This window comes from Pseudomonas azotoformans, from assembly GCF_900103345.1.
Taxonomy (GTDB): domain Bacteria; phylum Pseudomonadota; class Gammaproteobacteria; order Pseudomonadales; family Pseudomonadaceae; genus Aquipseudomonas; species Aquipseudomonas azotoformans.
This window is the reverse complement of record NZ_LT629702.1, coordinates 4,324,488-4,338,728: the sequence shown is the minus strand read 5'-3', so window position 1 is coordinate 4,338,728 and position 14,241 is coordinate 4,324,488. Positions and strand designations below refer to the sequence as shown.

Annotated in this window: 16 protein-coding genes; 10 read left to right on the top strand and 6 right to left on the bottom strand. The window is 61.8% G+C overall.

The window, feature by feature from the left end; all coding sequences use genetic code 11:
• The first annotated feature begins 80 nt into the window (after nt 1-80).
• On the top strand, nt 81-752 hold the full coding sequence (locus tag BLR69_RS19740) for a TetR/AcrR family transcriptional regulator (RefSeq protein WP_016976019.1): 672 nt from the start codon (nt 81-83) through the stop codon (nt 750-752).
• A 33-nt stretch (nt 753-785) separates the two neighbouring features.
• Nucleotides 786-1,640, top strand: coding sequence for a sulfurtransferase (locus BLR69_RS19735; protein ID WP_071494489.1), 855 nt, complete (start codon nt 786-788; stop codon nt 1,638-1,640).
• 120 nt (nt 1,641-1,760) lie between these two features.
• Here the strand turns inward: BLR69_RS19735 and BLR69_RS19730 are convergent, their stop codons facing one another.
• The 4 genes from BLR69_RS19730 to BLR69_RS19715 form a co-directional block, all read right to left on the bottom strand.
• A complete protein-coding gene (locus BLR69_RS19730) occupies nt 1,761-2,756 on the bottom strand; it encodes a hydrolase (RefSeq protein WP_071494488.1) in 996 nt (331 codons plus the stop codon).
• Nucleotides 2,757-2,887: 131 nt separating this feature from the next.
• Nucleotides 2,888-3,508 (bottom strand): 16S rRNA (guanine(966)-N(2))-methyltransferase RsmD, encoded by a 621-nt coding sequence (gene rsmD, locus BLR69_RS19725; protein ID WP_071494487.1) that lies wholly within the window; start codon nt 3,506-3,508, stop codon nt 2,888-2,890.
• The gene (locus BLR69_RS19720; protein ID WP_071494486.1) at nt 3,508-4,998 is read right to left on the bottom strand and encodes a M16 family metallopeptidase; all 1,491 of its coding nucleotides are present in this window, start codon (nt 4,996-4,998) and stop codon (nt 3,508-3,510) included. The genes rsmD and BLR69_RS19720 overlap by 1 nt, the downstream gene beginning before the upstream one ends.
• Entirely contained in the window at nt 4,991-6,346 is a 1,356-nt protein-coding gene (locus BLR69_RS19715) for a M16 family metallopeptidase (protein ID WP_071490381.1), read from the bottom strand. Before BLR69_RS19715 ends, BLR69_RS19720 begins: the two co-directional genes overlap by 8 nt.
• A 232-nt stretch (nt 6,347-6,578) precedes the next feature.
• On the opposite strand from BLR69_RS19715, the gene ftsY reads away from it, so the two are divergent.
• From ftsY to rpoH, 4 genes are all read left to right on the top strand, one after another.
• Nucleotides 6,579-7,919 carry a signal recognition particle-docking protein FtsY gene (gene ftsY / locus BLR69_RS19710; RefSeq protein WP_071494485.1) on the top strand — a complete coding sequence of 447 codons (1,341 nt, stop codon included), beginning with the start codon at nt 6,579-6,581 and terminating at the stop codon, nt 7,917-7,919.
• The gene (gene ftsE, locus BLR69_RS19705) at nt 7,916-8,587 is read left to right on the top strand and encodes a cell division ATP-binding protein FtsE (protein WP_003234627.1); all 672 of its coding nucleotides are present in this window, start codon (nt 7,916-7,918) and stop codon (nt 8,585-8,587) included. The genes ftsY and ftsE overlap by 4 nt, the downstream gene beginning before the upstream one ends.
• Complete coding sequence (gene ftsX, locus BLR69_RS19700) at nt 8,584-9,609, top strand: permease-like cell division protein FtsX (RefSeq protein WP_071494484.1); 1,026 nt, start codon at nt 8,584-8,586, stop codon at nt 9,607-9,609. Before ftsE ends, ftsX begins: the two co-directional genes overlap by 4 nt.
• Nucleotides 9,610-9,738: 129 nt before the next feature.
• Nucleotides 9,739-10,593, top strand: coding sequence for an RNA polymerase sigma factor RpoH (rpoH, locus tag BLR69_RS19695; RefSeq protein WP_016972967.1), 855 nt, complete (start codon nt 9,739-9,741; stop codon nt 10,591-10,593).
• 136 nt (nt 10,594-10,729) lie between these two features.
• Here rpoH and mtgA read toward each other — a convergent pair whose 3' ends face one another.
• Nucleotides 10,730-11,452, bottom strand: coding sequence for a monofunctional biosynthetic peptidoglycan transglycosylase (gene mtgA / locus BLR69_RS19690; protein ID WP_071494483.1), 723 nt, complete (start codon nt 11,450-11,452; stop codon nt 10,730-10,732).
• Between the two features lie 74 nt (nt 11,453-11,526).
• Here mtgA and BLR69_RS19685 point away from each other — a divergent pair, with 74 nt between their 5' ends.
• The 4 genes from BLR69_RS19685 (at nt 11,527) to trmB (ending at nt 13,758) form a co-directional block, all read left to right on the top strand.
• Nucleotides 11,527-11,904: a DUF423 domain-containing protein gene (locus tag BLR69_RS19685; protein WP_071494482.1), complete on the top strand. Its 378-nt coding sequence runs from the start codon at nt 11,527-11,529 to the stop codon at nt 11,902-11,904.
• A gap of 71 nt (nt 11,905-11,975) precedes the next feature.
• Nucleotides 11,976-12,176, top strand: a complete 201-nt coding sequence (thiS, locus tag BLR69_RS19680) for a sulfur carrier protein ThiS (protein WP_058426546.1) — start codon at nt 11,976-11,978, stop codon at nt 12,174-12,176.
• Between the two features lie 52 nt (nt 12,177-12,228).
• Nucleotides 12,229-13,023: a thiazole synthase gene (locus BLR69_RS19675; protein ID WP_058426547.1), complete on the top strand. Its 795-nt coding sequence runs from the start codon at nt 12,229-12,231 to the stop codon at nt 13,021-13,023.
• Nucleotides 13,024-13,032: 9 nt separating this feature from the next.
• Nucleotides 13,033-13,758 carry a tRNA (guanosine(46)-N7)-methyltransferase TrmB gene (gene trmB / locus BLR69_RS19670; RefSeq protein WP_058426548.1) on the top strand — a complete coding sequence of 242 codons (726 nt, stop codon included), beginning with the start codon at nt 13,033-13,035 and terminating at the stop codon, nt 13,756-13,758.
• 141 nt (nt 13,759-13,899) lie between these two features.
• On the opposite strand, the gene BLR69_RS19665 is transcribed toward trmB, so the two are convergent.
• Nucleotides 13,900-14,223 (bottom strand): DUF3392 domain-containing protein, encoded by a 324-nt coding sequence (locus tag BLR69_RS19665; protein WP_071494481.1) that lies wholly within the window; start codon nt 14,221-14,223, stop codon nt 13,900-13,902.
• Nucleotides 14,224-14,241: the final 18 nt, after the last annotated feature.

The window sequence follows — 14,241 nt, the reverse complement described above, 5'->3', positions numbered from 1 at the left end:
ACATTGCAGCAACATCCGGTTTTATCCGTGCAAGGATAGGCCGTAAGATGCCTTATCACGTGTACAGAAGCTGATCCCCTATGGCACCACGAGTAAAGACCAGCGAGCGCATTGTGCAAACCAGCCTGGAGCTTTTTAACCAGCAGGGCGAGCGCAGTGTGAGCACCAACCACATTGCCGCCCACATGGAAATTTCGCCGGGCAACCTGTACTACCATTTCCCCAACAAGCAGGCGATCATCGCCGTGCTGTTTCGTGAATACGAAGCCCTGGTGGACAGTTTCCTGCGCCCACCCCAAGGCCGCGCCGTCACCGTCGAAGACAAGCGTTTCTACCTGCAGGCCGTGCTGGCCGGCATGTGGCGCTACCGTTTCCTGCACCGCGACCTCGAACACCTGCTGGAAAGCGACCCGGAACTGGCCACCGGCTACCGGCGTTTTTCCCAGCGCTGCCTGACCCAGGGCGGCGCCATTTACCAAGGGTTTGTCGACGCTGGCATCCTCAATATGGACCCGGTGCAAACCGAAGCCCTGACCCTCAATGCCTGGATCATCCTCACCTCCTGGGTGCGGTTTCTGTGCACCACCAATGAAAACTCTGCACATTTGAGCGCCGAGGCGATCAAGCGCGGGGTGTATCAGGTGCTGGTGCTGGAGGCGGGGTTTGTCACGCCCCAGGCGAAGGAGGCAGTCGATGCGTTGTTCAAAGAGTTTTACGTGCCGTTGAATCAGGCATTGGAAGAAGTGAAGTAGGACCTTTCCCGAATCTGTTCATAGGAGTCCGTCATGCCGCTCGCCCAATTGATCAGCCCCCAGCAACTGGCCGAGCGCCAGAAGTCGGCCGGGCTGGTGATCCTCGATTGCCGTTTTGCCCTGGAAGACCCGGACTACGGGCTCTGCAGTTATGCTGAGGGGCATATCGAGGGCGCGCAGTACGCTGACCTGGAACGCCACCTCAGCGGGACGGTGACCAAGGGCGTGACCGGTCGCCATCCGTTGCCGGCGGCAGATACCTTCGCCGAGCAATTGCGAGCCTGGGGGATCAAAACCGACACCGATATCGTGCTGTATGACGACGGCCCCGGTGCCTATGCCGCACGGGCCTGGTGGTTGCTGGCGTGGCTGGGCAAGCGTGATGGCGTCTTTATTCTGGATGGTGGCCTCAAGGCCTGGCATGCGGCCGGTTTTCCGCTGAGCCTGGACGCACCGGTGGTTGAGCCAGGCACCTTCGTCGGTACGCCGGACAATCACCTGGTGCTGGATGCCGAGCACCTGCAAAAACGCCTGGGCCAACCCGGCCTCACCCTGATCGATGCCCGTGCCCAACCACGCTTTCGTGGTGAAGTGGAACCCATCGACCCGATTGCCGGGCACATCCCTGGGGCGCAGTGCGCGGCGTTCAACGAAAACCTGGGTGCTGACGGCCGCTTCCTGCCCGCCGACCAACTCAAGCAACGCTTCGCCGAAAAATTGCAGGGGCGCTCGCCGGATGAACTGGTGGCGTATTGCGGTTCAGGGGTGACGGCGTGCCACAACCTGTTCGCCCTGAGCCTGGCGGGTTACCCGTTGGGCAAGTTGTATGCCGGGTCGTGGAGCGAGTGGATCACCGATCCGGCGCGGGCCATCGCTACCGGCGACTGAGTTATCCGTCGTGTAAACCCAATCCAAATGTGGGAGCGGGCTTGCTCGCGAATGCGGTGGACCAGTCAATGACGTGTTGGCTGACCCACCGCATTCGCGAGCAAGCCCGCTCCCACATTATTAACCGCGCTGTGTCAGCAGCCATTCGGGGATGCGGCGTTCCAAGTAGTAACTTGGGCGTTTGAGTGAGCCGTCGACAAACCCCACATGCCCACCCTTGGCCAGCAGCTCAAATTCCGTATTCGTCGACAGCTCACTGGCCTCGGGCAGGCTGTGGGCAAACACAAACGGGTCATCGGCGGCCTGGATGATCAGGGTGGGCGTGCGGATGCCACCCAGGTAATAGCGGCTCGAAGCTCGGCGGTAGTAGTCCTCGGCACTCAAAAAACCGTGCAAAGGCGCTGTGACCCGACCGTCAAAGTCCCAGAACGTGCGCATCTTGTCCAATGAGCCCAGGGCCTCAAGCGTCTTCAATCCGTCCGCCCGGCCGTCCTGTAGAAAGCGGCTTTGCTTGACGCGGATATACGCCAGCATTTCCCGCATGAAATGCTTCTGATAGACCCGCGAAAAGCCGAGGCCGATGCGGTCTGCGCATTGGTCCAGGCGAAACGGCACCGACACTGCCGCCGCGCCTTGCAGCCCCGATGCCTCGCCGGTTTCGCCCAAATGCTTGAGCAGCACATTGCCGCCCAGTGAGTAACCCACCGCATACAGCGGCGCCAGCGGCCGCTTGGCCCGCAGATGGGCAATCGCCGCCGCCAGGTCTTCGCTTGCGCCGGAGTGATAGCTGCGCGCCAACAGGTTCGGCTCGCCCGAGCAGCCACGCCAGTTCAACGCCGCGCTGGCCCAGCCTTGCGCGGCCAGGGCTTTTTGCAGGCCGGCCACGTAGGGCGAGTTGGAGGAACCGGTCAACCCGTGCAGCGCCAGCACCAACGGTGCTTGCGCGTCATGGGGGCCATGCCAGTCGAGGTCGAGGAAGTCGCCGTCTTCCAGCCACAGGCGTTCGCGTTGGCGTTCGATGTGGGTGGTGGGGCGCCACAGCGGCCCCCACAGTGTTTGCAGGTGGGGGTTGCCGAGGCCGAAGGCGGGGGTGAACAGGTCGCAAGAAGACGTCATGAAATGCTCTGTGCCGGACGGGGCTGCCCAAATCCCTGTAGGAGCGAGCTTGCTCGCGAAAAACGTAAGGGCGCCGCGTTTATTCAGGATGCCAGCGTGATCGTTGTCGATCTTCGCGGGCAAGCCCGCTCCTACAGTGAACCAGTGTGTGCAGTTCGTTGCCACAACGCGTAATACACCCGTCCGGACTTCTGCTCCCTGTGCAGCCGCCAGGTGGCCGGCAAGCCCAGGGTAGAAGGCGCGGTCTCGCTTTCAGTGTAGATCCACGAATCCGCCGCGAGCCATTGGCGTTCTTCCAGCAACGCGCACACGGTCGGCAGCAGGTTCTGGTTGAACGGCGGGTCGAGGAACACCACGTCGAATTCGCTGGCCGGCTGGGTTTCGAGATAGCGCAGCGCGTCGGCGGTTTGCACCTGGCCGGTGGTGCAGCGCAGGGTGCCCAGGTGTTCCTTGAGGCTGGACACCGCCACATTGCTGGCGTCCAGCGCCTGGCCCAGGGCGGCGCCACGGGACAGCGCCTCCAGGAACAGCGCACCGCTGCCGGCGAACGGGTCCAGCACCTTGGCGCCCGCGATGTACGGGGCCAGCCAGTTGAACAGGGTTTCACGCACGCGGTCCGGCGTCGGGCGCAGGCCTACGACGTCGGGGAAGCTCAGCTTGCGGCTGCGCCATTCGCCGCCAATGATGCGCAGTTGGCCCACACCGTTATGCACGTTGTGGACAGGTTTTTTCGGGCGAGATGAACTGGCCATTAATGCTCCGGAACCCCGAGCGGCTGCTCGGCGGGTTTATCAGTGGGGGGCGGTAGTGGCTTTTGCGCAATCGTCGGGCCGGCGGTCACGATGACCATCTTGTCGGCGCTCAAGTGTTTATTCATTGCAGCCTTGACCTGCTCTACGGTCAGGGCCTGGGATTGTTTCATGAAATCTTCCAGATAGCTCAGCGGCAGGTTGTAGAAACCCATCGCTCCCAACTGCCCGACGATATCGGCGTTGCTGGCGGTCGACAGCGGGAAGCTGCCGGCCAGCTCGCGCTTGGCGTCATCCAGCTCTTTTTGCGTCGGGCCGGTCTTGAGGTAGTCGGCCACCACATCCTCGACCAGGCGCAGGGTGCCGCCGCTCATTTCGGCGCGGGTCTGCAGGTTGATCATGAACGGGCCGCGTACCTGCATCGGCGAGAACCCGGAGTACACGCCGTAGGTCAGGCCGCGTTTTTCACGCACTTCGCTCATCAGGCGAGTGCCGAAACCGCCGCCGCCGAGGATCTGGTTACCCAGGGACAAGGCGGCGTAGTCCGGGTCGGCGCGGTCGATGCCCAGTTGCGCGAACAACAGATGCGTCTGCTTGGATGGGAACTCGATATGGCTCAGGCCCGCCTTGGGTTCGGTCGGCTGGGCGATCTTCGCCAGCGCCGGGCCCTTGGGCAGCGACGCCGAAACCTTGGCTGTCATGGCTTCGGCTTCGGCGCGGGTCAGGTCACCCACTACCGCAATCACCGCGTTGCCCGCTGCGTAAGCCTTGGCGTGGAACGCCTGCAACTGCGCGAGGGTAATCTTCGGCACGCTTTCAGGCGTACCTTCGCTTGGGTGTGCGTACGGATGATCGCCATACAGGCGCTTGAACAGTTCAAGACTGGCCAGCTTGCCTGGGTTCTGCTTCTGGTATTCGAAGCCGGCGAGGATCTGGTTCTTGATCCGCGCCAGGGAGTCGGCGGGGAAGGTTGGTTTGCCGATCACCTGGTCAAACAGGCTCAGGGCGGCGTCGCGTTTGTTGCTGTCGCTGAGGCTGCGCAAGGACACCAGCGCCATGTCGCGGTAAGCGCCATTGCCGAAGTCCGCGCCCAGGCCTTCGAAGTCACGGGCGATCTGGCTCACATCCTTGCCCGGCACGCCTTCGTTGAGCATGGCGTTGGTCATCAGCGCGAGGCCCGGTACGTTGCCGTCCTGGCTGCTACCGGCGGCGAACAGGATGCGCATGTCGAACATCGGCAGTTCATGGGCCTCGACGAACAGCACCTTGGCGCCTTCGGCGGTGGTCCATGTTTGAACGTCGAGCTTACGGTTGGTTGGTGCCTTGTCGTCCAGTTCAGCCAGGGATTGCAGCTTGCTGCTCGATTGGGCTTTTTCCAGGGCCTGGCTGGCGACGGACTCGCTCGGACGCAGGAAATACACGGCACTGGCTGCCATCAGTGTGACGACGATCAGGCCGGGAAAAATCAGGCGGCTGCTTTTGCGATCACTCATGAGCGGTCTCCTCAGGCAAAACATGGGCGACGCTCAGACGTTCGCGGGTGAAATAGGTGCGCGCGGCTTTCTGGATATCTTCCGGGGTCACGCTTTGCAGGTCGGCGAGTTCCGTGTCCATCAGTTTCCAGGACAGGCCGACGGTCTCCAGGGAGCCAATGGCCGTGGCCTGGCTGGTGATCGAGTCACGCTGGTAGACCAGGCCGGCAATGACCTGGGCGCGGATGCGTTCCAGTTCTTCGGCGGTCGGCGGCTTGGCCTTCAACTCTTCCAATAGACGCCACAGACCGGCTTCGGCTTGGGCGACGGTTTTCTTCTTCTGCTGATTCGGCGTGGCGCTCAGCATGAACAGGGTATCGCCACGGGTGTAGGCGTCGTAGTTGGTGGAGGCAGCGGAAACCAGCTCTTCACCACGCTCCAACTGTTCGGAGATGCGGGCGCTGTAGCCGCCGTCCAGCAAGGCCGAGATCAGGCGCAGGGCCTGCACCGAACGCTTGTCTTCGGCGGTGGCCAGGCCCGGCACGTTAAAGCCCAGCATCACGCTCGGCAATTGGGTTTTCACATGCAGCGTCAGCAGCCGCTCGCCGGGCTCGGCCAGTTCCATCGGGATCTTGGCCGGTGGCACGTCACGCTTGGGGATCGGGCCGAAGTAGCGCTGGGCCAGGTTCTTCACTTCGTCCGGGGTGACGTCGCCGACCACCACCAATGTGGCATTGTTCGGCACGTACCAGGATTGGTACCAGTGGCGCAGCTCTTCGACTTTCATGCGGTCCAGGTCGGCCATCCAGCCGATGGTCGGCGTGTGGTAGCCGCTGGCCGGGAAGGCCATGGCCTTGAAGCGCTCGTAGGCCTTGGACATCGGGTTGTCGTCGGTGCGCAGGCGGCGCTCTTCCTTGATTACCTCGATTTCGCGGCTGAACTCGTCGGCCGGCAGGCGCAGGCTGGCCATGCGGTCGGCTTCCAGCTCGAAGGCAACGCCCAGCCGATCACGGGCCAGCACCTGGTAATAAGCGGTGTAGTCATCGCTGGTGAAGGCGTTCTCTTCGGCGCCCAGGTCGCGCAGGATCAGCGAGGCTTCGCCGGGCCCTACCTTGGCGCTGCCCTTGAACATCATGTGTTCCAGGGCGTGGGACAAACCGGTCTGGCCCGGGGTTTCGTAGCTCGAACCGACCTTGTACCAGACCTGGGAAACCACCACCGGCGCGCGATGGTCTTCGCGTACGACCACCTTGAGGCCGTTGTCCAGGGTGAATTCATGGGTGGGTTGTGGGTCGGCAGCCAAGGCTGAAAGAGGCAGACAAACTGTGCTGAACAGCAGGCCTGCGGCGCGGCGGGCTAGAGCATTCATTCGTTTTTAAACCTGTTGGGCTGCCCGCTTGGTCTTAGCGTCGGCGGGCGAGGAGGTGCTAGGATACTGGTCGGATTTACGGACGGCCACTGCGGCAGTCTTGTTTAGGCCCTATTTAGGCCTTACAAAATGTTGCGCATGAACGAGCTGGCTAAAAAACAGTCTGTTACGCATCGAATATTATTTACCGAAGCGCCCCTTGGCGCGTCGCTACCTTGAGATAGCCGTCTCCATGTTTGGTTCCAACGACGACAAGAAGACCCCAGCTGCGGCTGGTGAGAAGAAAGGCCTGTTCGGATGGCTGCGCAAAAAGCCGCAGGAAACCGTCGACGAACTGCCGCAGGTTCAACCTGAACCTATCCCAGAACCCATAGTAGAAGCCGAGCCGGTTGCCGAAACCCCTGCGCCGGTGGTGTTGCCGATGGCCGAGCCGGTGTTGCAGCCGGTCGTCGAGGCTGTCCCGGAACCTGAGCCGGAACCCGAGCACAAACCGTGGCCGGAACTGCCGGTGGCCGAAGAACCCGTGGCGCTGGTTGAAGATGTGCAGGCTGAGCACGTCACCCCGCCGATTCCGGTTGTGGCCGAGGTGGCCGTGCCTGCGGTGATCGAGCCGGAGGCAGTCGTCGCCCCTGCCGAAACCAGCAAGACCGGCTTCTTCGCCCGCCTCAAGCAAGGCCTGAGCAAAACCAGCGCAAGCATCGGCGAAGGCATGGCCAGCCTGTTCCTCGGCAAGAAGGTCATCGATGACGAACTGCTGGAAGACATCGAAACCCGCCTGCTCACTGCCGACGTGGGCGTTGAAGCCACCGCCGTGATCATCCAGAGCCTCACCCAGAAGGTCGCGCGCAAGCAACTGACCGACGCCGACGCGCTGTACAAATCCCTGCAGGCCGAGCTGGCCGCCATGCTCAAGCCGGTGGAAGCGCCGCTGGTGATTACCCCGAAGAGGCCGTTCGTGATCCTGGTGGTGGGCGTCAACGGCGCCGGCAAGACCACCACTATCGGCAAGCTGGCCAAGAAGCTGCAGTCCGAAGGCAAAAAAGTCATGCTCGCAGCCGGCGATACGTTCCGTGCCGCTGCGGTGGAACAGCTGCAGGTGTGGGGCGAGCGCAACAAGATCCCGGTCATCGCCCAGCACACCGGCGCCGATTCCGCCTCGGTGATCTTCGATGCTGTGCAGGCCGCGAAGGCCCGTAACATCGACGTGCTGATCGCCGATACCGCCGGTCGCCTGCACACCAAAGACAATTTGATGGAAGAGCTGAAAAAGGTTCGCCGCGTGATCGGCAAGCTCGACGCAGACGCGCCGCACGAGGTTCTGTTGGTGCTGGATGCCGGGACTGGCCAGAACGCCATCAGCCAGGCCAAACAATTCAACCAGACGGTACAACTGACCGGCCTGGCATTGACTAAGCTCGACGGCACGGCCAAGGGCGGCGTGATCTTCGCCCTGGCCAAACAGTTCGGGTTGCCGATTCGTTATATCGGCGTTGGTGAAGGCATCGACGACCTGCGCACCTTTGAAGCCGAACCCTTTGTACAGGCACTGTTTGCCGAGCGGGAGCGTTCATGATTCGTTTCGAACAGGTCGGTAAACGCTACGCCAACGGGCATGTCGGCTTGCATGAGCTGAGCTTTCGAGTGCGTCGCGGCGAGTTTCTATTTGTAACCGGACACTCCGGCGCCGGCAAAAGTACCTTGTTGCGCCTGCTGCTGGCCATGGAACGCCCGACCACTGGCAAGTTGCTGCTGGCGGGCCAGGACCTGGCAACTATCAGCAATGCGCAGATTCCGTTCCTGCGCCGTCAGATCGGCGTGGTGTTCCAGAATCACCAGTTGCTGTTTGATCGCACCGTGTTCAATAACGTGGCGCTGCCGTTGCAGATCCTCGGGCTGTCCAAGGCCGAGATCGTCAAGCGCGTGGACTCGGCCCTGGAGCGCGTGGCGCTGTCGGACAAGACCGATCTCTACCCCGGCGACCTGTCCACCGGCCAGCAACAGCGCGTCGGTATCGCCCGCGCCATCGTCCACCGCCCGGCGCTGCTGCTGGCGGACGAACCCACCGGTAACCTCGACCCGCGCCTGGCGGCCGAGATCATGGGCGTATTCGAAGACATCAACCGCCTGGGCACCAGCGTGCTGATCGCCAGTCACGACCTGGCGCTGATCGCACGCATGCGCCATCGCATGCTGACCCTGCAACGCGGCCGCCTGATCGGTGACGGGGAGGCCGGCGTATGAGTGCAACACGCAGCCCTAAAGTCTCCGAACGCGTGGCGCCGAAACCGGCCGACCCGCAACCGCCGAAGAAAAAACACGACCATGATGACGACGGTCCGGATTTCAGCACCTTGCTGCGCGCCTGGATCGAGAGCCATCGCGCCAGTCTGATTGACAGCCTGCGCCGCCTGGGCAAGCAGCCGATCGGCAGCTTTTTCACCTGCCTGGTGATGGCAGTGGCCCTGAGCCTGCCGATGGGCTTGTCGCTGCTGCTTAATAATGTGGAGCGCCTGGGCGGTTCCTGGCAGCGCGCAGCGCAGATCTCGCTGTACCTGAACATCGATGCCAGCGCCAAAGACGGCGAATCCCTGCGCGATGACATCAAGAACATCCCCGGCGTGGCGGATGCCGAGTACATCAGTCGCGATCAGGCACTGGAAGAGTTCCAGCAACAATCCGGCCTGGGCGAGGCGCTCAAGGAGCTGCCACAGAACCCGCTGCCGGGCGTGGTCCTGGTGACGCCGAACGAGGTGGACAAGCCGGCGCTGGAAGCCCTGCGACAAAAACTCGCAGAAATGCCCAAGGTGCAACAGGCGCAACTTGATCTAGTCTGGGTAGAGCGCCTGGCGGCGATCCTCAAGCTGGGCGACCGCTTTGTGTTCGGCCTGACGGTGTTGTTGGTGTCTGCATTACTTTTGGTGATAGGTAATACCATTCGTCTTCATATTGAAAACCGTCGCACCGAGATAGAAGTGATTAAACTGGTCGGCGGTACGGACAGCTATGTGCGTCGGCCTTTTCTGTACATGGGCGCGCTTTATGGCTTTGGTGCCGGGATTTTGTCCTGGGGCGTGCTGGCTTTTGGCCTGGACTGGCTGAACGACGCGGTTGTCGGGCTTGCCGGACTCTACGGCAGTGATTTCGCCCTGGCTGGCGTGCCGGTAGCCGATGGTCTGAGTCTCTTGCTTGGCGCGGTATTGTTGGGGTATATCGGTGCGTGGATTGCGGTCGCTCGTCATTTACGTGAGCTGGCACCGAAGTAGTTAATGTCAGATTAATGTGGTTTCGTTTGTATTGACCGTATCGGTGGTTTAGGGAACTTGTCCTACGGTTCCCGGTCAATTTTCGCAGTGCTTCACTGCACGAGTTATGTGAGTCGGAGGTTTTTTCGTATGACCACTTCTTTGCAACCTGCTTATGCCTTGGTCCCTGGTGCGAACCTGGAAGCCTATGTGCACACGGTCAACAGCATTCCATTGCTGACGCCCGAGCAGGAGCGTGAACTGGCCGAGAGTCTCTACTATGAGCAGGATTTGGGGGCGGCTCGGCAGATGGTGCTCGCCCACCTGCGTTTTGTCGTACATATCGCCCGTAGCTATAGCGGCTATGGCCTGGCCCAGGCTGACCTGATCCAGGAAGGCAACGTCGGCCTGATGAAGGCTGTAAAGCGCTTCAACCCTGAGATGGGTGTGCGTCTGGTGTCGTTTGCCGTGCACTGGATCAAGGCGGAAATCCACGAGTTCATCCTGCGCAACTGGCGCATCGTGAAAGTGGCGACCACCAAGGCCCAGCGCAAACTGTTCTTCAACCTGCGCAGCCAGAAGAAACGCCTGGCGTGGCTGAACAACGAAGAAGTCCACCGCGTGGCCGAAAGCCTTGGTGTGGAACCGCGTGAAGTGCGCGAGATGGAAAGCCGCCTGACCGGCCATGACATGGCCTTCGACCCCGCTGCTGAAGCGGACGACGACAGCGCCTTCCAATCGCCGGCCAACTACCTGGAAGACCACCGGTACGATCCGGCGCGTCAACTGGAGGATGCGGACTGGAGCGATAACTCCAACCACAACCTGCACGAAGCGCTGGAAGTACTGGACGACCGCAGCCGTGACATCCTCTACCAGCGCTGGCTGGCGGAAGACAAGGCCACGCTGCATGACCTGGCGCAGAAGTACAACGTGTCGGCCGAGCGGATTCGTCAGCTTGAGAAAAGCGCGATGAACAAGCTGAAGCTGTCGATCGCCGCCTAAAACGCGGTTGCGAAAACCACGCGATCGAATGTGGGAGCGGGCTTGCTCGCGAATGCGGAGTGTCAGTCACCGAAAATGTTGACTCAACCAACGCGTTCGCGAGCAAGCCCGCTCCCACAGTCGTTTTTGTGTTGTGTCAGTCGGACCAGGGGGCCTTCCTGGAGTTGTTCAGTTCGACCAGGTAACCGTCTCCACCCAACTGACTCATCTGCTGCCGAATCCAGGCCGCGCGCCTTGCCACATACGCCGTCGGATGGCTTGCACTCCACACCCGTGGGTTGGGCAAAACAGCCGCCAGATAGCTGGCCTGCTGCCGCGATAGCCCCTTGGCACTCACCCCAAAGTGATGCCGAGCCGCCGCTTCCGCCCCAAATACCCCTTCGTCCCACTCCACGCTATTGAGGTACACCTCAAGAATCCGCTGCTTGGGCCACAACACCTCGATCAACCCGGTAAACCAGGCTTCCAGGCCTTTGCGCAGATAACTGCGGCCGGCCCACAGGAACAGGTTCTTCGACACTTGCTGGCTCAACGTGCTGGCACCGCGAATCGAGCCGCCGCGCTCGTTGTGCAGGATCGCCGCCTGGATCGCGCTGAAATCAAAGCCCCAATGCTGCGGGAAGCGTTGGTCTTCGCCAGCCATCACCGCTACTTTGAGCTCGTCGGAGATCTCGTCCCACGGCACCCAGGTGCGCTGCAGGTCAATGGGCTCGCCGTCGAACCAGGATTCGACCTTGCGCTCCACCATCAGCGCGGTGAAGGGCGGCGGGATGACACGAAACAGCAGCACCAGCAGCACACTGCCGATGGCAAACCATTTGACGACGTTGAGAAAGCGTTTGAAGAGGAGACGCAGCATAGAGATGGCTTGGCCGAACCCGTTGAGCGGGCCATTATACAGACCCTGCCCTATGAGTCTGACTGGAGTTCCTCATGCTGCGTGGCTTTCTGATGTTGGCTGCCTTTTTCGGCTTCACCGGTGTCGCCCTTGGCGCCTTCGCCGCCCACGGCCTGAAAAACCGCCTGAGCGCCGAGTACCTCGCAATCTTCCACACCGGCGTCACCTACCAACTGGTGCACACCCTGGCGCTGTTCGGTGTGGCGCTGCTGGCGGCGCATATCCCTGGCCGCTTGGTCAGTTGGGCGGGCATCTCGTTTACCGTCGGCATCCTGCTGTTCTCCGGCAGCCTGTATGTGCTCACCCTGACCGGCATCAGCAAACTCGGGATCATCACGCCGTTTGGCGGCCTGGCTTTCCTGCTCGGCTGGTTCTTCCTGGGCCTGGCGGCGTGGCGCTTGCAGGTGGCCTGACCAAGGGACTTGGGCCGGCAACCTCAATCGGGCTAGAATGCCGACCCCTAAAAACGATGGCGGCCCGTGGCATGCGCATTCAGTTGAACGGCGAATCCTTTGAACTGCCCGACGGTGAAACCGTTGCGGCCCTGCTGACCCGCCTGGACCTGACCGGGCGTCGCGTCGCAGTGGAACTCAACCTGGATATCGTCCCGCGTAGCCTGCACGCCGAGACCGCGCTCGCCGAAGGCGACCAGGTTGAAGTAGTCCACGCCATCGGCGGCGGCTGATCGCGTAGCTTCCTGAATTCTGCAGAACCTCACCCCATTTCGAGGATTTCCCATGAGCATCGTTCGTAGCGACAAGCCCTTCGTCCTGGCGGGTCGTACCTACCAGTCCCGCCTGCTGGTCGGCACCGGCAAGTACCGCGACATGGAAGAAACCCGCCTGGCCATCGAAGCCTCGGGCGCCGAGATCGTCACCTTCGCCGTGCGCCGCACCAACCTCGGCCAGATCGAAGGCGAGCCGAACCTGCTCGAAGTGCTGTCGCCGGATCGCTACACCTTCCTGCCGAACACTGCCGGTTGCTACGACGCCATTGAAGCCGTGCGCACCTGCCGCCTGGCCCGTGAGCTGCTCGATGGCCACAACCTGGTGAAGCTGGAAGTGCTGGCCGACCAGAAAACCCTGTTCCCCAACGTGATCGAAACCCTCAAGGCCGCCGAAACCCTGGTCAAGGAAGGTTTCGACGTGATGGTCTACACCAGCGATGACCCGATCATTGCGCGCCAACTGGCGGAAATCGGCTGCATCGCGGTGATGCCACTGGCGGGTCTGATCGGTTCCGGCCTGGGTATCTGCAATCCGTACAACCTGCAGATCATCCTCGAAGAAGCCAAGATTCCGGTGCTGGTGGATGCAGGCGTGGGAACGGCCTCCGACGCAACCATCGCCATGGAACTGGGCTGCGACGCGGTGCTGATGAACTCGGCCATCGCCCACGCCCAGCAACCAATCCTGATGGCCGAAGCCATGAACCACGCCATCGTCGCGGGCCGCCTGGCCTACCTCGCCGGCCGCATGCCGAAAAAACTCTACGCCAGCGCCTCCTCGCCGCTGGATGGTCTGATCAAGTAAGAGCCATTGATGACTGAATCAAACGAAACGCCGAACACCCTGGAAGCCGGCGACGAGTCCAAGCACCGCCGCATCAAGAGCTTTGTGATGCGCGCCGGCCGTATGACCGAAGGCCAGCAAAAGGGCCTGGAGCAAGGTACGCCGTTGTTCGTGTTGCCATTGGCCGACGCGCCGGTGGACTACGACCAGGTGTTTGGCCGTTCGGCCCCGCGCTCCCTGGAAATCGGCTTCGGCATGGGCCACTCCCTGCTGGAAATGGCCGCCGCTGCGCCGGACCAGGATTTTATCGGCGTGGAAGTGCACCGCCCAGGTGTCGGTGCGCTGCTCAACGGTGTGTTGACTCAAGGGCTGACCAACCTGCGGGTCTATGACTGCGACGCGATCGAAGTGCTCAACCGCTGCATTGCCGACAACAGCCTCGACCGCCTGATGCTGTTCTTCCCGGACCCCTGGCACAAGGCCCGTCACCACAAGCGCCGCATCGTCCAGGCCTCCTTTGCGGAACTGGTACGCAGCAAGCTGAAAGTGGGCGGCATCCTGCACATGGCCACCGACTGGGAGCCGTATGCGGAATACATGCTGGAAGTGATGAACGTCGCCCCTGGCTACCGCAACCTGGCTGAAGATGGCAAATGCGTGCCACGCCCGGCCGAGCGTCCGATCACCAAGTTCGAGCGTCGTGGCGAGCGGCTGGGGCATGGGGTGTGGGATCTGAAGTTCGAGAAGCTGGCGTAACTCGCCATTAGCTTGAAATGCAATTCAATGTGGGAGGGGGCTTGCCCCCGATTGCAGTGGGTCAGCTACAGATAAGCTGACTGATCCACCGCTATCGGGGGCAAGCCCCCTCCCACATTCTGCTTTGTGTTGGGTTTCCGGTCAGCGGCGGTCTGCGATTACGCCGATCAACACCAGTACCACGATCAACACCGGCGCCAGGCTGTAGTTATTGAACTGGCTCAACCCCCGCACAATCCACGGCGTGGCATAAATCAACGCCGCACCGCTGCCGATCATGCACACCAGCGCCATCAACGGCACGCGCAACGCCCCGGCGATGCTGCCCAGTCGCGCTTCGACCCAGCCTTTGATATCGGCGCCAAACAGCACCAGCAGGCAGCCCACCAGGGCCAGGGAGATTTCCGACAGGTTGCTGCGGCTCCAGCGGGATACGGTGGCGAGCAGGTCGAGTACCAAATCCATTCGATTTCCTTAAGAGCG